17 protein-coding genes are annotated in these 19,537 nt (G+C 57.8%); 10 read left to right on the plus strand and 7 right to left on the minus strand.

Features of this window, described 5'->3' with window-relative positions:
- Window positions 1-53 precede the first annotated feature (53 nt).
- From VNZ60_RS07670 to VNZ60_RS07690, 5 genes are all read left to right on the plus strand, one after another.
- The gene (locus VNZ60_RS07670) at window positions 54-1,550 is read left to right on the plus strand and encodes a protein adenylyltransferase SelO (protein WP_325657830.1); all 1,497 of its coding nucleotides are present in this window, start codon (window positions 54-56) and stop codon (window positions 1,548-1,550) included.
- Between the two features lie 15 nt (window positions 1,551-1,565).
- Window positions 1,566-1,964 carry a peptide-methionine (R)-S-oxide reductase MsrB gene (gene msrB, locus VNZ60_RS07675; RefSeq protein WP_325657831.1) on the plus strand — a complete coding sequence of 133 codons (399 nt, stop codon included), beginning with the start codon at window positions 1,566-1,568 and terminating at the stop codon, window positions 1,962-1,964.
- 56 nt (window positions 1,965-2,020) lie between these two features.
- Window positions 2,021-2,653, plus strand: a complete 633-nt coding sequence (locus VNZ60_RS07680) for a septation protein A (RefSeq protein ID WP_325657832.1) — start codon at window positions 2,021-2,023, stop codon at window positions 2,651-2,653.
- Window positions 2,637-2,909 carry a BolA family protein gene (locus tag VNZ60_RS07685; RefSeq protein ID WP_325657833.1) on the plus strand — a complete coding sequence of 91 codons (273 nt, stop codon included), beginning with the start codon at window positions 2,637-2,639 and terminating at the stop codon, window positions 2,907-2,909. The genes VNZ60_RS07680 and VNZ60_RS07685 overlap by 17 nt, the downstream gene beginning before the upstream one ends.
- 119 nt (window positions 2,910-3,028) lie before the next feature.
- Window positions 3,029-3,808 (plus strand): peptidylprolyl isomerase, encoded by a 780-nt coding sequence (locus VNZ60_RS07690; protein ID WP_325657834.1) that lies wholly within the window; start codon window positions 3,029-3,031, stop codon window positions 3,806-3,808.
- Window positions 3,809-4,000: 192 nt separating this feature from the next.
- Here VNZ60_RS07690 and VNZ60_RS07695 read toward each other — a convergent pair whose 3' ends face one another.
- From VNZ60_RS07695 to VNZ60_RS07715, 5 genes are all read right to left on the minus strand, one after another.
- Entirely contained in the window at window positions 4,001-5,425 is a 1,425-nt protein-coding gene (locus VNZ60_RS07695; protein WP_325657835.1) for a Dyp-type peroxidase, read from the minus strand.
- Between the two features lie 95 nt (window positions 5,426-5,520).
- Entirely contained in the window at window positions 5,521-5,940 is a 420-nt protein-coding gene (locus VNZ60_RS07700; RefSeq protein ID WP_325657836.1) for a hypothetical protein, read from the minus strand.
- A gap of 535 nt (window positions 5,941-6,475) precedes the next feature.
- A complete protein-coding gene (locus VNZ60_RS07705; RefSeq protein ID WP_325657837.1) occupies window positions 6,476-6,634 on the minus strand; it encodes a S26 family signal peptidase in 159 nt (52 codons plus the stop codon).
- The gene (gene purL / locus VNZ60_RS07710) at window positions 6,622-10,626 is read right to left on the minus strand and encodes a phosphoribosylformylglycinamidine synthase (protein WP_325657838.1); all 4,005 of its coding nucleotides are present in this window, start codon (window positions 10,624-10,626) and stop codon (window positions 6,622-6,624) included. The genes VNZ60_RS07705 and purL overlap by 13 nt, the downstream gene beginning before the upstream one ends.
- Window positions 10,627-10,814: 188 nt before the next feature.
- A complete protein-coding gene (locus VNZ60_RS07715) occupies window positions 10,815-11,831 on the minus strand; it encodes a zinc-binding alcohol dehydrogenase family protein (protein ID WP_325657839.1) in 1,017 nt (338 codons plus the stop codon).
- A gap of 160 nt (window positions 11,832-11,991) precedes the next feature.
- Here VNZ60_RS07715 and VNZ60_RS07720 point away from each other — a divergent pair, with 160 nt between their 5' ends.
- Window positions 11,992-12,894, plus strand: coding sequence for a LysR family transcriptional regulator (locus VNZ60_RS07720; protein WP_325657840.1), 903 nt, complete (start codon window positions 11,992-11,994; stop codon window positions 12,892-12,894).
- 47 nt (window positions 12,895-12,941) lie between these two features.
- On the opposite strand, the gene VNZ60_RS07725 is transcribed toward VNZ60_RS07720, so the two are convergent.
- Window positions 12,942-13,832 carry a LysR family transcriptional regulator gene (locus VNZ60_RS07725; RefSeq protein ID WP_325657841.1) on the minus strand — a complete coding sequence of 297 codons (891 nt, stop codon included), beginning with the start codon at window positions 13,830-13,832 and terminating at the stop codon, window positions 12,942-12,944.
- Window positions 13,833-13,960: 128 nt separating this feature from the next.
- On the opposite strand from VNZ60_RS07725, the gene VNZ60_RS07730 reads away from it, so the two are divergent.
- From VNZ60_RS07730 to VNZ60_RS07745, 4 genes are all read left to right on the plus strand, one after another.
- Complete coding sequence (locus VNZ60_RS07730; RefSeq protein WP_325657842.1) at window positions 13,961-14,560, plus strand: short chain dehydrogenase; 600 nt, start codon at window positions 13,961-13,963, stop codon at window positions 14,558-14,560.
- Between the two features lie 111 nt (window positions 14,561-14,671).
- Complete coding sequence (locus tag VNZ60_RS07735) at window positions 14,672-15,874, plus strand: DUF2252 domain-containing protein (RefSeq protein ID WP_325657843.1); 1,203 nt, start codon at window positions 14,672-14,674, stop codon at window positions 15,872-15,874.
- Window positions 15,875-16,016: 142 nt separating this feature from the next.
- Entirely contained in the window at window positions 16,017-17,294 is a 1,278-nt protein-coding gene (locus VNZ60_RS07740; RefSeq protein ID WP_325657844.1) for a D-amino acid dehydrogenase, read from the plus strand.
- Between the two features lie 100 nt (window positions 17,295-17,394).
- Window positions 17,395-18,900 carry an NAD(P)H-hydrate dehydratase gene (locus VNZ60_RS07745; RefSeq protein WP_325657845.1) on the plus strand — a complete coding sequence of 502 codons (1,506 nt, stop codon included), beginning with the start codon at window positions 17,395-17,397 and terminating at the stop codon, window positions 18,898-18,900.
- Window positions 18,901-18,937: 37 nt separating this feature from the next.
- Here VNZ60_RS07745 and VNZ60_RS07750 read toward each other — a convergent pair whose 3' ends face one another.
- Window positions 18,938-19,504, minus strand: coding sequence for an NnrU family protein (locus tag VNZ60_RS07750; RefSeq protein ID WP_325657846.1), 567 nt, complete (start codon window positions 19,502-19,504; stop codon window positions 18,938-18,940).
- Window positions 19,505-19,537: the final 33 nt, after the last annotated feature.

A 19,537-nucleotide genomic window follows, 5' to 3' on the forward strand; every position in this document is an offset into this window, starting at 1 on the left:
GCGATACTTGAGGCTTCCCGTCACTCTTCATCGCCATCAGGATCAACGCTTTCATGAACAACCGCTTGGCTTTTCCCACGGCACCCGGACTCGAACATCTGCGCTTCGCCAATTCGTTTGCGGACTTGCCCGCAGCCTTTTATACCAGGCTGACGCCGACACCTATACCTGCGCCGTACCTGGTTGCCGCCAGCGAGCAGGCGGCGCAACTGATCGGACTGGCTCCGACGGCATGCGCCAGCGATGATTTCATACAGATCTTTGCCGGCAACCGTGCCGCGGCCGACTCACAAACCTTGGCGGCAGTGTATTCCGGCCATCAGTTCGGCGTCTGGGCCGGACAATTGGGCGACGGCCGCGCCATACTGCTGGGCGATGTCGCCGCCAGTGACGGCGGCCGCATGGAATTGCAGCTGAAAGGATCGGGCGCGACACCTTATTCCCGCATGGGCGACGGCCGCGCCGTGCTGCGCTCGTCGATCCGTGAATACCTGTGCTCGGAAGCCATGGCGGCGCTCGGCATCCCTACTTCGCGGGCGCTGTCGGTGATCGGTTCGGATCAGTTGGCGATGCGCGAAAGACCGGAAACCACCGCGGTGGTAACCCGCATGGCGCCCAGCTTTGTGCGCTTCGGTTCGTTCGAACATTGGTATTACAACAATCAGCCTGAGGCGCTGAAAGCCCTGGCCGATCATGTCATCGCCGGTTTTTATCCTGAATTGCTGGCGGCCGAGAATCCCTATCAGGCGCTGTTGACGGAAGTGACGCGCCGTACCGCGCACCTGATCGCGCAATGGCAGGCGGTCGGCTTCATGCACGGTGTGATGAATACCGACAATATGTCCATCCTCGGGATCACCCTGGATTACGGTCCGTTCGGTTTCATGGAAGCCTACGACCCGCGTCATATCTGCAACCATAGCGACCAGCAAGGCCGCTACGCCTATAACCAGCAACCGCAGATCGGTCACTGGAACTGCTTTGCGCTGGGTCAGGCGCTGCTGCCGCTGATCGGCAGCGTCGAAGCGACCGAAGCTGCGCTAAGCAGCTATCAGGCTGAATACGGCGCAAAGCTGGATGAGTTGCTGCATGCCAAGCTCGGCTTGCTGTCGCACCAGGCCGACGATGACAAGTTGCTGGACGCCATGTTTGCCTTGATGCAGGGCAGCCATGTCGATTTCACCCTGTTTTTCCGCCGGCTCGGCAATTTGCGCCAAGAGGAAAGCAGCGGTGACGCCCCTCTGCGAGATCTGTTTATCGATCGTGCGGCGTTTGACGCATGGGCGTTACAATATCGGGCGCGCCTGAAACTGGAAAACAGCCAGGATCAAAGCCGCAAGCTTGCAATGGATGCAAGCAACCCCAAATATGTGCTGCGAAACTATTTGGCGCAAACAGCAATCGAACACGCTCAGAATAAGGACTTCTCGGAAGTCCGGAAATTGCAGCAGATTCTTGAAAACCCGTTTGACGAACAACCGCAACATGCGCAGTACGCCGAATTGCCTCCGGATTGGGCGCGCGGATTGGAAGTCAGTTGTTCGTCGTAGATTGGACACCACCACATGAGCAGCAAAGTTATTAAAACCGACGCCGAATGGCGCGCCGAGCTGGATCCGATGGAATATGAAGTGACCCGTCACGCCGCCACTGAACGCGCGTTTACCGGCAAGTTCTGGGATCATCACGAACACGGCGTCTATACCTGCGTGTGCTGCAACACGCCCTTGTTCGAGTCTGACGCCAAATTCGATTCAGGCTGCGGCTGGCCGAGTTATTTCAAGGCTATCAATCCCGATAATGTTGAAGAGCGTATTGACCGTAGTCATGGCATGATGCGCACTGAAATTTTATGCAAGGTGTGCGACGCCCATCTCGGCCATGTATTCCCCGATGGACCGCCGCCGACCGGTTTGCGCTACTGCATCAACTCGGCATCGCTGCGCTTTGACCCGGCCGGCTGAAGCACTGATTTTACGTTTCGACACTTACTTATCCTGACTGAAAGCAAACCAAACAAATGAAGTTCCTGTTCGACCTGTTCCCGGTAATCCTTTTCTTCGGCATCTTCAAATGGACCAAGGACAGCCCCGATACTGCGCAAGCGCTGGTCAGCCAGTATTTGTCGGGCTTCGTGTCCGGCGGCGTGGTCACCGCTGACCAAGCGCCGGTATTGCTGGCGACCGCCGTAGCAATCGTCGCCACGATTGCGCAAATCGGCTATCTGCTGCTGCGCCGAAAAAAAGTCGATGCGATGCTGTGGGTGTCCTTCGTCATCATTTGCGTCTTCGGCGGCGCCACCATCTACTTCCATAACCCAAACTTCATCAAATGGAAGCCAACCGTCCTGTACTGGGCGTTTGCGACGGCGTTGCTGTTCAGCCAGCTGCTGCTGAAAAAAAACCTGATCCGGACCATGATGGAAAAGCAGATCGCCCTGCCCGACCCGATCTGGCTGCGCGTAGGTTTTGCCTGGATCGCGTTCTTCATTGCGATGGGGTTCCTGAATCTGTATGTCGCGTTTAATTTCCCGACGGCGACCTGGGTTAACTTCAAACTGTTCGGCGGCATGGGGCTGATGTTTGCCTTCGTGATCGGCCAGAGCATCCTGCTCTCCAAATACATCAAGGACCCAGATGAACCCAAGGCTTGATACCATTCGTAACAAATTGACAGCAACCCTTGCACCGTTGGAATGTATAGTTGAGGACGAATCGGCGCTGCATGTGGGACACGCCGGTGCTGCAGCAGGCGGCGGGCACTACAAAGTACGAATAGTTTGCGCAGTTTTTGAGGGACAAAACCGTTTAAATCGGCATAGGCTGGTGTATGATTGCTTGGCTGACATGATGCATTCTGAAATTCATGCGCTTGCTATCACTGCATTGGCTCCATCTGAAATTAATTGAAACTAAAGCTGCGTAAAACATAGTGATCTTAAAGAATAATTGTCCTTCAAACATACTTCGGTTATTCTGCCTTGCTTCGCATTGATTTATTAACAACCTCCCCATTTTAGGATTTGATAATGACATTTAAACCTTCACGTTTACTGGTGATTCTTTTTGCAGCAGCGACATTGCCGGTTATGGCCCAAAACCTTGCGGTCGTGAACGGTAAGGCAATCCCGTCGTCGCGCGCCGACATGATGGTCAAGCAATTGTCGGCACAAGGCGGTCAAGCCGATACCCCGGAACTGCGCAGCATGGTCAAAGACGAACTGATCAACCGCGAAGTGTTGATCCAGGAAGCCGACAAACTGGGCCTGGGTAACAACGCGGACGTCAAGGCACAAGCCGACATCGCCCGTCAGTCGATCCTGATCCGCGCTCTGGTAGCCGACTTCATCAAGAAGAACCCGATCAAAGATGCCGACATCCAGGCTGAATACGACAAGTTCAAGGCACAGGCCGGCGACAAGGAATATCACGCACGTCATATCCTGGTCGAAAACGAAGCCGATGCAAAATCCATCATCACCAAGCTGAAAGCCGGCGGCAAGTTTGAAGATCTGGCCAAGCAATCGAAAGATCCAGGTTCGGCAGCTAACGGCGGCGACCTGGGCTGGGCAACTCCAGCTTCTTTCGTGAAGCCTTTCTCCGATGCGCTGGTAGCCCTGAAACCAGGTCAATTGACTGAAACACCGATCAAGACCCAATTCGGTTATCACGTGATCAAGCTGGAAGAAGTACGTCCAGCCAAGATCCCTACCCTGGCTGAAGTCAAACCGCAAATCACTGAAGCTCTGCAACAGAAAAAACTGCAAGCTTACCAAGCTGATCTGCGCGCTAAAGCCAAGGTGCAATAAACCTTTGGCGGCAATCTGCAGCGCTCGCAAGGGGCTGCAGGAAATACGAAAAATCCCTCCAGATAGCAATATCTGGAGGGATTTTTTTTTGCCATGACGACTGGATATCCACGTATTCGCAGGCGGATGGACGGGCATGCCGGCCGGGTCCAGCGGCACAGCCGCTTGTCAATATCCAAACTGAAACGCGCCTTAGCTTGTTTGCGGCAACCCCGCCAGATATCGCAAGCCTTTGATGCTCGGGAAAAAACAATAGGCACCACCGCGCGTGGTGATCGTCCGGGAAAAGCCCGTCAGCTCCTTGTTTTTGCTTCCCAGGGGTCCCTCTCGCGGCAAGGTGAAAGAACTGTCAGTCGGATTATTCACACCAAGAAAGACATCTTCACCGCTGATGTTAAAGACTGCATTGCCGGCATTTTGACCACCCGGCCCGGTCGCCGCCATCACAAATTCCGACGAATTGTTCCATTGGCTGATCAGGAATTCAAACTGATTGATGACGCTGGCGTTGATGAAATAGCCGACCAGGCCGCGCGCCTCGGTGTCGGGATGTTGCGGATCGTATGCCGGCCCATAAGGCATGGCGCGACGCACGATGCGATGATGCGGGCTGCCTGCGCCCACCACCGCTCCGTTGCGCGGATTACTGCGGCGGATATGCGATCCTATCGGGCAGTTGAATCCCAGCGTATCGTCGGTTGCGGCATCGCTGCTGACGTAAGTGAAGTTATTCAATTGCTCAGTCGGCAGCACAGGGCCTTGCTTATCCGGTGCCAATTCCAGAGGATTGCCGTTGCGCCAGCGCCCGCAGATCTGTGCCGCCAGCTTTTCGGTATCCATTTCAGCCTCGCCGGCATAACTCGCCAGCAGGGCGTCGAATCCTGCCACATCCTGCTCCAGGATACGGAAAGCCGCGTAGCTGCTGTTGATCGACAGCTCAACCGGCGACACGCGATAACTGCCACCGGTCTCGTTCTGATAGCCCAGCAAAAATTCACCTGTCTTCACCGCAGGCTGATCGTCGGGCGTCTGCCGTTTGCTCGGCGGCGCGCCTATCACGGTCGGTTGCGCGATGCTGTCGCGATAGCCGAAATGCACCTTATTATCCGGCAGCGCGGCCGCGTCTTGCGCGTATAACTCCGTCATGCAGCCGCCAAAGGCGCTGCGCAACTGTGCTGAAACCGTCTCCAGCACAGAGCCGGATTCGGCCACCCACAAGCTCAGCAAAACATGGACTTGCGCACCGTTATTCAAGCCGCCTATCCAGTTTTCCGGTGCGCTCGAGCCGACATCGCCGACTGTAGTCGCGCTCTTGGGACTGGTGGCGCCGAGCTGGAACGAAGCGTCGAAACTGCTCAATTGCTGTGCGCTGAGGCCCATCGCTGTCAGGCCGGCACTGGTAAAACTGAGATTGAGAAAGCAATCCGGCTTGGGCATGACGCGTCTGGCCGTGGTGATCTTCGGCAAGCCATTACTGCCCTCGACCAGCGCCTCGATCAGCCTGCCGGTTGCTTGCGGATTGGTGATACTCAAAATGAAGTGCCGTGCCAAATCTACGCGATAGCCGCGCAGGATGGTGCCTTGAACATCGTCGTAGTCAATCGCGGGATCGGCCATGCTGTCTCTCCGGATGGGAAATTCGATTAAATTCAGATTAAGCAGAAGAAAAAAGGTCTGCGACTGGCGCAGACCTTGTGAGGGGCAACGAACGGTTATTGCGGCGGAAACACAGCCAGAATTTTTTGCACAGTCTGAGGATAGGCTTGATACAGATCTGCGTTCGGAATGTGTTGCGAAGCATCATTGAGAGTGATGTAGGCTTGGAACGCGGCGACATTGTTGTCCACCGGAATGAGCTTCTTGCCATCCACCACGAACTCCAGCAGCGCATCGAACACACCACCCAATTTCGAGACGAAATCTTGGATGTACATATTGAAATTGCCGTCGTATTCGGTGATGACACCTAGCACCAAGGAATTTGACGCCGTTTTCGCGGTGAGGTCCGGCTGGAGGTTGGGTTTTGAACTATCCAACAGCAGGAAGCGGGCGAAATGGACAGTGCCTATTGTTTTCAGCGCATCGTCAATTTGCTTTGTATTTTCTGCCAGGGTTGCTGCAATGGCAGTCAAGCTAGTGCCTGGGATGATAGGCATGATCAAGGTAAGAGGGCTGCTCATAAAAGTCCTTAGTTGATTATCAATGGGAATATCAAAACCACATCCGCCTGCCAGAGTCGTTACACCCCGTCAGTTACACACTAAAAAAGCTCCCCCGAATTTCATGGAGAACAATGCAGATTAAGTTGGCAGCGCCGATCAGGCAGACGCCAGGCGCTGATGGTAAGCCTCGGCTTCTGACTCCGGGATTTGCTTGGCATCGATCCGGACATAAGTCGCTTCTGCTGTATCAAAAGGTTCGGGTCCAAAAAATGGCATGATTGTCCTCGCTCTTCTACATGGTCGACTGACCGGATAGTCAGCTAAACCAAGATATACGAGCAAGCAAGCTCCCGCCATCGCAAATTTGACAGCTAGACAGCGGGCTCACAATATGATTATTTGTTGGCGCCGATTAATTCAAGGGCGCTCGGGATAGCTGATAGTTGATAGTTGCTCGATCCGCTAGCCATAAGCATGCGCCAGCCTGGCTGGCGCATGCTTATGGCTAGCGGATTCGTGGCACGGCGTGGCCGGTCAGCAGTTGGCGTTTGACGAAACCGATGTATCTCGCATCTTCGCTGTTGTCGCGATCATCGCCGAACATCGGGTATTCGTCTGCCTGCACCGTATATTGTGCAGGCCCGGGAAAAATTACCCGACCCACTTCCGCGCATTACGGAACATGCGCATCCATGGCGAATCCTCACCCCACGATTCAGGGTGCCACGATTGCTGCACCGTGCGGAACACCCGCTCGGCGTGCGGCATGCAAACCGTGAAACGGCCATCCTGGGTAGTCACCGAGGTGATCCCTTGCGGCGAACCGTTGGGGTTGTACGGATAGCCTTCGGTCACTTGCCCTTGGTTGTCAACGAAGCGCATGGCGACCAGCGCTTCCTTGATATCGCCGGTTTGCGAGAAATCGGCAAAACCTTCACCGTGCGCGATGGCGATGGCGCTTTGGGTGCCCGCCATGTCCTGGAAGAAAATCGATGGCGACGATTCCACCTGCACCATCGAGAAACGTGCTTCGAATTTCTCCGATTTGTTGCGAGTGAATTTCGGCCAGGCCTGAGCGCCGGGAATGATCGCCTTCAGGTTGCTCATCATCTGGCAACCGTTGCAGACACCGAGTGCAAAGGTGTCGCCGCGCTGGAAGAAGACGGAGAACTGTTCCGCCAGCTTGGTGTTGAACAAGATCGTCTTGGCCCAGCCCTCGCCGGCTCCCAGCACATCGCCGTAAGAGAAACCGCCGACTGCGATGAAACCCTTGAAGTCGTCCAGCCGGGCGCGGCCGGCAATCAGGTCGCTCATGTGGACGTCGACTGCGGAGAAGCCAGCCTGATGCATTACATAAGCAGTCTCGACATGCGAGTTGACGCCTTGCTCACGCAAGATCGCCACCCGCGGCTTGGCAGCCAGGTTGAGGAAAGGCGCGGCAATATTCTCTTGCAAATCGAAGGGGATTTTCGGGCTGATGCCAGGATCGGCGGCATCCAGGATGCGATCGTATTCAGCGTCGGCGCTGGCAGGATTATCGCGCAGGCGGGCGATGCGCCAGCTGGTTTCGCTCCACAAGCGTTGCAGATCGATGCGGCTCTGGCTATAGATGGTCTTGGCGTCGCGGCTGAATTCGATGACGTCGCGCGTATTCGGTTTGCCGATGATATGGCTGCATGCGCCCAGGTTAAAGCTGCGCAGTACATTCATTACGTCCGATTTCTGTTCGGCGCGTACTTGCAGCACCGCGCCCAGCTCTTCGCTGAACAGCGCGCGCAAGGTCAGTTCATTGCGGCGCTCGGCCACCTGGCCAGTCCAGTTTTTCGAATCGCCCCAGTCGGCTGCGTGTTCGCTTTCCATGGTCAGGATATCGAGATTGATCGACAACCCGCTATGACCGGCAAACGCCATCTCGCACAAGGAGGTGAACAAGCCGCCGTCGGAACGGTCATGGTAGGCCAGCAGTTTTTGCTCGCTATTGAGTTGCTGGATCGCGGCGAAGAATGCTTTCAAGTCTTCGGCGCTGTCAACGTCCGGCGTCTCATTGCCGATCTGCTGCATCACCTGGGTCAAGGCCGAGGCGCCCATGCGGTTCTTGCCACGCCCGAGGTCGATCAGGATGATCGCAGTATCGCCGACATCGGTGCGCAGCTGCGGCGTCAAGGAACGGCGTACATCGCTCACCGGCGCGAAGGCGGAAACGATCAGCGATACCGGCGAAGTTACGGCCTTGGCTTGATCCTGGTCTTTCCAGGTGGTGCGCATCGACAGCGAATCCTTGCCGACCGGGATGCTGATACCCAGCGCCGGGCACAATTCCATGCCGATCGCCTTGACCGTATCGAACAAGGCGGCGTCCTGGCCCGGCTGGCCGCAAGCGGCCATCCAGTTGGCGGACAACTTGACGTCGGAGATATCGGCAATCGCTGCTGCGGCAATATTGGTCAAGGCCTCGCCCACTGCCATGCGGCCGGATGCGGCGGCGTTGATGACGGCCAGCGGTGTACGCTCGCCCATCGCCATCGCTTCGCCCAGATAACCTTCGAAGCTCATGCTGGTGACCGCGCAATCGGCAACCGGAATCTGCCACGGGCCGACCATCTGGTCGCGCACCGACGTCGCGCCCACAGTGCGATCGCCGATGGTGATCAGGAACGATTTATCGGCCACCGTCGGCAGCTTCAAAACGCGCTGCGACACTTCCAGCAATTCCATGCCGGTCAGGTCAACCGGCGGCAGGACTGGATTCAGATGCTTGACGTCACGCTGCATTTTCGGCGGCTTGCCGAGCAATACATCCATTGGCATATCGACTGGATTATTGTCGTGTTGCGGGTCGATCACCTTCAGCTGGCGTTCTTCGGTAGCCGTGCCGACCACCGCAAACAGACAGCGCTCGCGCTGACAGAAATATTCGAACAGCGGCAGGCTTTCAGGCGCAATCGCCAGCACATAACGTTCTTGCGATTCGTTGCTCCAGATTTCCTTCGGCGCCATGCCGCTTTCTTCCAGCGGCACTTTGCGCAAATCGAAAATCGCGCCGCGCTTGGCGTCGTTGGTGATTTCCGGGAAGGCGTTCGAGAGGCCGCCGGCGCCGACGTCATGGATCGACAGAATCGGATTCTTGTCGTCCATGGCCCAGCAGGCGTTGATCACTTCCTGGGCCCGTCTTTCCATTTCCGGATTGCCGCGCTGTACTGAATCGAAATCGAGATCGGCGGTATTCGAACCGGTCGCCATCGACGACGCCGCGCTGCCGCCCATGCCGATCCGCATGCCGGGGCCGCCCAACTGGATCAACAAGCTGCCGACCGGCAGCTCGTTCTTCTTGGTGTGCTTGTCGGAGATGCTGCCGATGCCGCCGGCGATCATGATCGGCTTGTGATAACCCTGCACATTGCCGCCGACGTTTTGTTCGTAGGTGCGGAAATAACCGCCCAGGTTAGGACGGCCGAATTCATTGTTGAACGCAGCGCCGCCAAGCGGGCCGTCGATCATGATTTGCAAGGCTGAAGCGATGCGCTCCGGCTTGCCGTACTGGCCTGCATCTGCTTGGCCGGCAGCAGTTACGTCGGCAGCATTCTCCCAAGCCTGCAACGCATCCGGCAACTGCAGATTGGAAACGGTGAAACCGGTCAGACCGGCTTTCGGCTTGGCGCCACGGCCGGTAGCGCCTTCATCGCGGATCTCGCCGCCGGCGCCGGTGGAGGCGCCAGGGAATGGCGAAATCGCGGTCGGGTGATTGTGCGTTTCGACCTTCATCAGGATATGCGTCAGCTCATCCGAAGCGCGATAAGTGTTGCCTTCCGCCGCGCCGCGCGCATAGAAACGCGAGACGGTTGCGCCTTCGATAATCGATGAGTTGTCGCTATAGGCGACGATGGTGCCCTTGGGTTGCAATTGATGGGTGTTCTTGATCATCGCGAACAAGGACTTGTCTTGCGCCTCGCCGTCGATGATCCAGTCGGCGTTGAAAATCTTGTGGCGGCAATGTTCGCTGTTGGCCTGGGCGAACATCATCAGCTCGACGTCGGTCGGATTGCGCTTGGCGCTGGTGAATGCGGCCAGCAGATAGTCGATCTCATCGTCCGACAAGGCCAGTCCCAATTCGCTGTTGGCTTGCTCCAGGGCGGCTTTGCCACCGGCCAGCAAATCGACAAAGGCCAACGGCTTGGCATCCAGTTCGCGGAATAGATCAGCGGCTTGCTCAGCGCTGCGCAAAACGGTTTCCGTCATACGGTCATGCAGCACATCGGCGATAGCGCGCACGCTGTCGTCGCTGAGTTTTTTAACCCCGCCCAGCAAACCGCTCTTGAGTTTTACCTGATACGCAATGCCGCGCTCGATGCGCTTGATGTGCGCCATGCCGCAATTGCGGGCAATGTCGGTGGCCTTGCTGGCCCACGGGGAAATCGTGCCGAAGCGCGGGATCACAATGAACTGTTCGCCTTCGTCGCTGCCAGTAAATGGATCGCCGTACGTCAACAACGCGTTCAAACGGCCGATATCATCCTGGCTGAGCGCGGTTGATGCATCGACAAAATGATCGAAGCGCCCGCTTATTTCGACGATATTGCTATCGATCGCTTGCAACTGGGTTAAAAGACGTAGGGAACGGAAGGCGGGGACAGCGTTGGAACCGGGCAAAATCAACATGGCGAGAAGGGGGGAGTTGATGCAGCGTGGCTGCGGGTTAAATCAGAAGCCGCCATTATACAGTGCCGATCAGCCCGCTGCCCCGGGAACTGATGACAAAATCACCTTGCCGCGCCACACAAAAGCATGGCGGGCCGGAAAAATGTCAGCTGCCTCGGACCGTCATTGCATTTCAGGCAATTTAACGCTTAAAAATCCCTCAGGACGATCTTGCCGATCACACGCCCGGTTTCCAGCGTGGCGTGGGCTTGCCGCAGGTTGGCGGCATTAATCGGCGATAAAATCTGGTTCAACGTGGTAGCAATGGTCTTGTCGTCGATCAGGCGCGCTATCTGGTTCAGCAAACTGCCCTGCTCCTGCATGTCGGCGGTCTGGAACATCGAGCGGGTAAACATGAACTCCCAGAAAAAGCCGGCGCTCTTGGCTTTCAACAGGCTGACATCGAGCGGCGCGGCGTTTTCGACGATGGTGCAAATCCTGCCTTGCGGCGCGACAGCTGCTGCCGCTGCCGGGAAGTGGCGGTCGGTATCATTCAGGATCAGCACGTAATCGACCTGCTCGAAGCCCTGCTCCTCAAGCTGCGCAGCCAGATCGCCGAAATGATTGATTACGTGCTGTGCACCGAGATCACGCACCCACTTTTCAGATTCCGGGCGCGAAGCCGTGGCGATCACGTTCAGCCCGGCGACCTTGACCGCCAACTGGATTGCAATCGAACCGACGCCGCCGGCGCCGCCGATGATCAGGATGGATTTGGCCGGTGTTGCCGGTGAGGACGCCACCTGCAGGCGCTCGAACAACGCCTCCCAGGCGGTGATCGTCGTCAGCGGCAGCGCAGCCGCCTGCTCAAAGGAAAGCGACTGCGGCATGTTGCCGACGATCCGCTCATCGACCAGCTGGAATTCGCTATTGCAGCCTGGGCGGGTAATGTCGCCGGCATAAAACACCCGGTCGCCAATCTTGAAGCGGCTGACCTCCGGCCCCACCGCCTGCACCACGCCGGCGGCGTCCCAGCCCAGCACGCGTGGCGTCTTTTCAACCGTATCCTTGGGAGCCCGTACCTTGACGTCGACCGGATTGACGGCAATCGCCTTGACTTCGACCAGGATATCCCGGCCTTGCGGTACAGGTTTGTCGAGTACCGCATCGAACAGGGATTCGGGATTATCGATAGGCAGGTAACGGCTTAATGCGATGGCTTTCATGCTGACTCCTGATTGACTAGGTGTTGATTAATTTGCGATGGCTGATACCGATTGCTATTCGGTTGGCCTCGGGTTGAACTCGGGTTGACCTCATTATGATAATGTTGAATTATTTTATAAAGACAGCAGTATTTGATTCACTTTCAAACCATATTTGATAATGTACTCAACCACCGACTTGCAGCTGTTTATTCATACCGCCGATCTGGGCAACCTGTCGAAGGCGGCGCGCCAGCTCGATTTGCTACCCGCGACCGCCAGCGCCAGCCTTAAACGACTGGAACAGCAACTCAATGCGCGCCTGTTTGTGCGCTCGACCCGCAGCATGCGGCTGACGCCGGCCGGCGCCCTGTTCCTGGACTATAGCCGTCAGGCTCTGGCCTTGCTGCAAGAAGGCCAGGCGCTGCTCAACGCCGACGGCCCGGTGAGCGGGCATCTGCGGCTGTCGATGCCGTCCGATGTCGGCCGCAATATCCTGCTGCCGTGGCTCGATGCATTTCAAAAAAACTATCCGCAAGTCACCTTGTCGCTGCAATTTTCCGACCGCGTGATCGACCTGTTTCGCGATCCGGTCGACGTCGCTTTCCGCTACGGCAAGCTGGACGACTCGACCCTGGTATCGCAGCCGCTGGCCGCCAGCCGCCGGGTGCTGGTGGCGGCGCCGAGCTACCTGGCGCAGCACGGCCGGCCGCAATCGCCGCAAGATCTGCAGAACCACAACTGCCTGCTGTATTACCTGCAACGCGGCTTGTTCAACAATTGGCGCTTTTATGCCGGCAAGACGCCAATCGACGTCAAGGTGCGTGGCGACCGCATGAGCGACGATGCCGCGATTGCGCGGCTATGGGCAATCGCCGGCATCGGCATCGCCTATAAATCCTGGCTGGATGTACGGCAAGACGTGGCCGAGGGACGCCTGGAAATCCTGCTGGAACAATTTGCTGGAGAGGAAACGCCGCTCAGCATGGTTTATCCGCATCGCAACAGCATGTCGCCGTCGCTACGCGCATTGCTGACATTCTTGCGCGAAAAATTCGAGGAGATTGAAACGACTAGCCGCTAATTAGTGGGAAATTGAGAGGGGATCGCAGACCTGTCTTAAAGCCGGGATTAAAGATGCAGTCCAAACTGCTCGACAACGAACTCGACAAACGATTTCAACTTCGGTGTCATCTTGCGGTTCGAGGCAATCACGATATGCATCGGCCGGTGTTCCAGCTCGTAGTCGCCCAGCAAACGCTGTAAGCGGCCGGCTGAGACCTCATCGCGCAGCAAGGCTTCCGGCTGCATGATGATGCCGATGCCGTTGAGGGCGGCGGTGCGCAGAGCCAGGCCGTTATTGGCGCGGAAATTTCCATGTACCTCAATCTCTTGCCGCACGCCTCCCTGCGAAAACTGCCAGAGGTTATAGCGATTGCCGTGTGCAAAGCTGAGGCAATTATGCATGGCCAGTTGTTGCGGCGTCTGCGGCGTGCCGCAACGCGCCAGGTACTCCGGAGCGGCGCACACCATGGCCCGATACGGCTGCAAGGGACGCGCAATCAGGCTCGAATCCGGCAGCGCGCCGATCCGGATCGCCACCTCGAAGCCCTCTTCGACCAGATCGACTACCCGGTCATTCAAGGACAGGTCGAGTTCGACATCGGGATAACGCTCCAGATAGGCGCGCACCACGGCAGCCAGCATCTGGCCGCCGAAAGTGGCCGGTGCAGTCACCCGCAGCACGCCGCGCGGCAGCAACTGCATTTGCTTGACCGAAGCGTCGGCCGCTTCGATTTCCAACAGCGCCTGCTTGCAGCGTTCGAAATACAACTGGCCGATCTCGGTCAGGCTCTGGCGGCGCGTGGTGCGGTTCAGGAGGCGCACCCCGAGTTGCTCCTCCAGCTGGCGCACGTGCTTGCCGACCATGGTTGGCGAAATCCCGGCCTCCTCTGCCGCAGCAGAAAACCCGCCCTTTTCGACTACCCGGACGAAAATCTGCATACTGGTTAACCTATCCATAAAACCTCTTATTGAGAATGATCATTAAGAACCATTGGTTTCAAGTGATAGGAATATTAAGGCATTTATCCACCACAGAGAAGCAATCATACTGACACCCTGATTTCAACCTCATCACGGAGTTCAACATGAAAATCGCAGTTATCGGCGCCACCGGCACAGTCGGCAAGGCAGTCGTGGCGCAACTGGCAAGCCGCCATGACATCATCGAAGTCGGCAACACTAGCGGCCAGTACCAGGTAGACATTACCGATATCAAGAGCGTGGAGCAGTTATTCGACAAAATCGGCAAGGTCGACGCCATCGTATCGACCGCTGGAAAATTGCATTTCGGCCCGCTGCAAGAACTGACGCCAGAGAAATTCGAGATCGGCTTGCGCGACAAATTGATGGGCCAGATCAACCTGGCGCTGGTGGCGCAGCATCGCTTGAACGATGGCGGCTCGATCACCCTGACCAGCGGCATCCTCAGCGAAGAGCCGATTCTGCAAGGCGTCAATGCTTCCACCGTGAACGCCGCCCTGGATGGATTTGTACGTGCTGCGGCGATCGAACTGCAACGCGGCATCCGCATCAATATCGTCAGCCCGACGGTGCTGCAGGAATCATTGGCCAGCTACGGTCCATTCTTTTACGGCTTCGAAGCAGCACCCGCCAGCCGCGTCGCCCAGGCTTACAGTCGCAGCGTCGAAGGTGCGCAAACCGGCCGCGTATATCGGGTCTGGTAAACCGGCACCGCCTGCGAGGATGCCGCATCGTTATTGTCAGCATTTTGTCAAGATGATGCAGTAAGATTGGCCGCAGATCGACGCGACCAACCCCATCCTCAAGAGGCTGTTATGGTGAATGTAGTAAAACGCATTCAGGAATACAACGCAGGCCGCGATCCGCAACGCCTGCAGATGAAATACCGCAACATCCGCAACGACCCGTTCACCTTTCTGCGTGGCACCTGCCATCTGTTCTACGAACGCCTGCCGCAAAGCGGTTTGATGCGCTCGGCGCCGCTGGCCTGGATTTGCGGTGATATGCATTTGGAAAATTTTGGCAGTTACAAGGGCGATAACCGCCTGGCTTATTTTGACCTGAACGATTTCGACGAAGCTGTGCTGGCCCCTCTCAGTTGGGAACTGGTGCGCCTGCTGACCAGCGTGTTGATTGCTGCCGACGGCACGCCCAATGGCGCCACCGACAGCCGGCTGCTGTGCCGCAACCTGATCGACGCTTACGGCGCCGCCCTGACCCTGGGCAAACCGCGCTGGGTCGAGCGCGATATCGCGCAAGGCATGGTCGGCGACTTGCTGAACAGCTTGCGCGGCCGCCAGCGCGCCTCCTACCTTGATAGCCGAACCGTAGTCAAAGGCAAACTGCGCGTGCTGCGCGTGGATGGCAAGAAAGCGCTGCCGGTATCCGATAAACAGCGCGCCAAAATCAACGCATTCATGCAACGTTTTGCCAGCGAACAGCCCAATCCCGATTTCTACAAAGTGCTGGACGTAGCACGCCGCATCGCCGGCACCGGCAGCCTCGGCGTCGACCGTTACGTGATTCTGGTGCAAGGCAAGGGTTCGCCCAACGGCAATTACCTGCTTGATTTGAAACAGGCGCTGCCGTCTTCATTGGCGCCCTATTTAAAGGTGGCGCAACCTAAATGGAAGAACCAGGCACAACGGGTGGTCACGCTGCAGCGGCGCTGCCAGGCGGTATCCATGGCTTTCCTGCAGCCGGTCATGCTGGGCAAAACTCCTTACGTGCTGCGTGGTTTGCAACCCAGTGAAGACCGAGTCGCGCTTAAGCAGCCGCGTCACACGCTGGCCGAAATCCAGCAAGTCATGAGCGTCATGGGCAATCTGGTCGCCTGGGCGCAATTGCGCAGCGCCGGCCGCCAGGGGTCGGCGATTGCCGATGAGCTGATCGCTTTCGGGCAAAGCAAGAAGTGGAAAAAGCAGTTGCTGGATGCCGCTCAGGATTGCGCGGCGCAGGTGCGCAAGGATTGGCAGACTTACAGCAAAGCGTATGATGCTGGCGCATTTGAGTTGTAGTTGCGTTGTAGTTGCGCTGTAGCCGCGTTGTAGCCACGGCCAGCACCGCCGATGACGATGTAATTGTGCTTTGCTGTCCTATTATCAAGTAATTCAAGGTATGATTCTGATCGCCTGCAACGCGTGGTGCCGCGCAGAACCCTTGAGAACAATAGTGATACAGCAGCAGACACAGAAACAAATCGTGGTTATCGGCGGCGGCGTGATGGGAGTCTGCAGCGCTTACTTTCTAGCCGAAGCCGGGCACCAGGTTGCCGTAGTGGAACAACGCAGCAATGTCGCGGAACAAGCGACGCTGGGTAATTCCGGCATCTTGTCGGCTGGTGCGGCGCTGCCTTGGTCGGTACCCGGCATGCATCGCAAGATCTTGGCTGGCATGTTTAACCAGGAAGCGCCGAATGTGCTCAACGCCCGCTTCAGCCCTTCGCTGTGGCGCTGGATGCGGCGCTGGATGGCGGAATCCGAGCTCCAGCGCTTTCGCTCCCATACCCATCAAATGCAAAGACTGGCTTCTTACAGCCAAGACTTGCTGGAGCAGATACAACAGCATTTCCAGCTCGATTTTGAACAAAGCCCGGGCTTGCTGCGCCTGTTCCGCAGCGAAGCCGAACTGGCGGCGCTAGCCCCTACCCGGGAGCTGCTGACCGAATGCGGCGTGGCGCATCAACTACTCGATGAAACCGCTGTACGGTTGCAGGAACCAACCCTGGCCGGCGCCGGCAAGCTGGCCGGCGGTGTGTATTTTCCGGATCTGGGTTCCGGCAACTGCACCCTGTTTACCAAACAATTGAAAGCCATCCTGCAAGGACTGGGGGTGCAGTTCCATTTCGACAGCAAGGTAAGCGCGATCGCGCCGCAAGGTGCGCAGGTAGGTTTGCAGATAGATGGCAATTTGCTGCTGGCCGACGCCGTGGTGTGCGCCGCCGGCAACGCCAGCGCCCATCTGCTAAAACCGCTGGGACTGCGCCTGCCGCTGCACGCGATCAAGACCTATACCGCCACTGCCACCGTAAAGAATTATGAAGTAGCGCCGCAGATGGCGGTGCTGGATGACAGTTACCAAGTCACCATGGCGCGCATCGGCGCCCGTATCCGTCTGGCCGGGATTGCCGAATTTGGCGCGCAAGACTTGTCGCTCGACGACAAGGCTCTACGCACTCTGCTGAAAGTGGCGCACGACTGGTTCCCCGACGCCGCCAATTTCAACAACGCCAGTTTCTGGTGCGGCCATACGCCGATGCTGGCGGACGAAGTGCCGCTCATCGGCCACACCGGCGCCAGCAATGTTTTTGTCAATATCGGGCATGGCGGCTCGGGCTGGAGCATGGCGCTGGGCGCCGCCAAAATATTGGCGGATCAGGTCTCCGGACGGATACCCGAGGTTGATCTGGACGGGTTGACAGTGGCCCGTTATCGCTGACAAACGTAGTTAAGTGGGGTCAGAGTTTTTTTTACGACATGCTTTATCGTCGTAAAATTACTCTGACCCCAGTTAACGGGGCACGGAGTACACAATCCAAATGAGCACCATCTACCCCGTCGCCGAAATCCGCAAAATCGAGCAAGCCGCCTTGCGCGAACTAGCGCCTTACAGTCTGATGCAACGCGCCGGTCACGCTGCCGCGCAAGCGGCTTTACGCATACTCCCCGGCCCGGCTCATGCCGCTACCATCCTGGTGCTGGCCGGCCCCGGCAACAATGGCGGTGACGCCCTGGAAGCCGCGGCCGGACTGGCTAAGGCCGGCGCCGAAGTGATGGCCTTGCTTAAAACCGCCCCCTCGCAACTACCGGCCGATGCAGCCCAGGCGCTGAGACGCGCTCAGCAACACGGTGTGCACCTGATGCCGCCCGAGCAGTTTGCCGAGATCGACAGCAATCAATGGACCTTGGTCATCGACGGCCTGTTCGGCATCGGCCTGAGCCGCGCACTGGATGGTGACTGGCGCCGCCTGGTGCAGGCGGTAAATTCTATGGCGTGCCCGGTGCTGGCGCTGGATGTGCCAAGCGGCCTGAACGCTGACACCGGCGTAGTGGTGGGCGCTGCTGCCGGCATCGCAATCCAGGCCAGCCATACCATCACCTTCATCGCCGACAAAGCCGGCCTGCATACCTGCGACGGCCCTGATTACGCCGGCAAAATCGAAGTGGCGACGCTGGCGATTGCGGAAAACCATTTTCCTACGCCCCATATGTGGCTGAACCACGCCGGATTGTTCGCCGAATACCTGCGGCCGCGCCGGCGCAATTCGCACAAAGGCAGTTTTGGCGATGTTGCTGTTATTGGCGGTGCGGCAGGCATGGCCGGCGCACCGATATTAGCGGCGCGCGCCGCCGCCAAGTGCGGTGCGGGCCGGGTGTTTGTCGGCTACGCTGAGCAGCCGCCGGCCTACGATAGCGCGCAGCCGGAACTCATGTGCCGCCACGCCGCCGATCTCGATTTTTCCTCGGCGGTACTGGTGGTCGGCCCCGGCCTCGGCATGGCCGATACCGCGTTGACATTGCTGACCCGCGCACTGGATGCGCTCAGCTGGCTGGTGCTGGACGCCGACGCCTTGAATCTGCTGGCGCGCCAGCCGCAACTGCAAGCCCAGGTGGCACAACGCCAGCATGCCGTGCTGATGACGCCGCACCCGCTGGAAGCCGCCCGCCTGCTTGGCGTCAGCACCAGCGACATCCAGGCCGATCGTATCGCTGCCGCACGCGCCCTGGCCAGCCGCTTCAATGCCGTGGTAGTGCTGAAAGGCGCCGGCAGCATCATCGCCCGCGCCGACGGCGCAGTGGTCGTCAATTCGACCGGCAACCCGGCTTTGGCCACCGCTGGCAGCGGTGATGTCTTGTCCGGCGTCTGCGGTGCTTTGCTGGCCCAGGGCTGGCCACAGTGGGAAGCGGCGCTGGCGGCAGTATGGCTGCACGGCCGCGCCGCCGATCAACTGGTGGCGCAAGGCATCGGCCCGATTGGACTGACTGCCGGCGAGTTGATCCCGGAAGTCCGGTCATTGTTGAATCAGCTGCTGCAAGATCGCTAACTCATACAACCCTTCATACATCCCTTCATACATCCCGTCACACACCCCACGGCACCACCGCCACACCCATCAGCTGGCGATGAAATGTCATCACCAGTAAAGCCAGCAGCAGGCCCGAGATAACTGCAATCACGTCAAACTTCCACGCGGGAGTGAATTGCTTGTAAGTTTTCCGCTGGATCACGGAAAATAAATCAATTACCGCATAAGCCAAAAAGGCTGAAAACAACAGCGTGGCTTTGCCATGTCCGTTCGCCAGCAAATGCACCAGCGCCCAGATTGCCAGCCCGAGCAGCATCGGGTGTTTTACCCAGGCTCGGATATGGGTTTTCATATTGGCGGCGGAAAATAGTATGAAGCTGATGACCATGGCCAACGGCGCGGCATGGCGGGCGCCGATGGACGACGCGAATAATCTGGTTCCGCCGGGTGCGCTGGCGTAGCCGGCTATGATCAAAGTCAGCCCAAACGCTGCCAGCAAGGCAAACAGGCCCTTATAGCGATTTTCACCAAAAGCGTGGACCAGCGGCGCTTTCAAAGCGGGGACAGTGGGAATCAGATGGAGGCCGAGAAAGAGCAGCAGCCCCAGGATCAATATTTCCAAAATAGTTCTCCTTGCATGACAGTCAAACGGCGG

The organism is Collimonas sp., from assembly GCF_035566375.1.
Lineage (GTDB): Bacteria > Pseudomonadota > Gammaproteobacteria > Burkholderiales > Burkholderiaceae_D > Collimonas.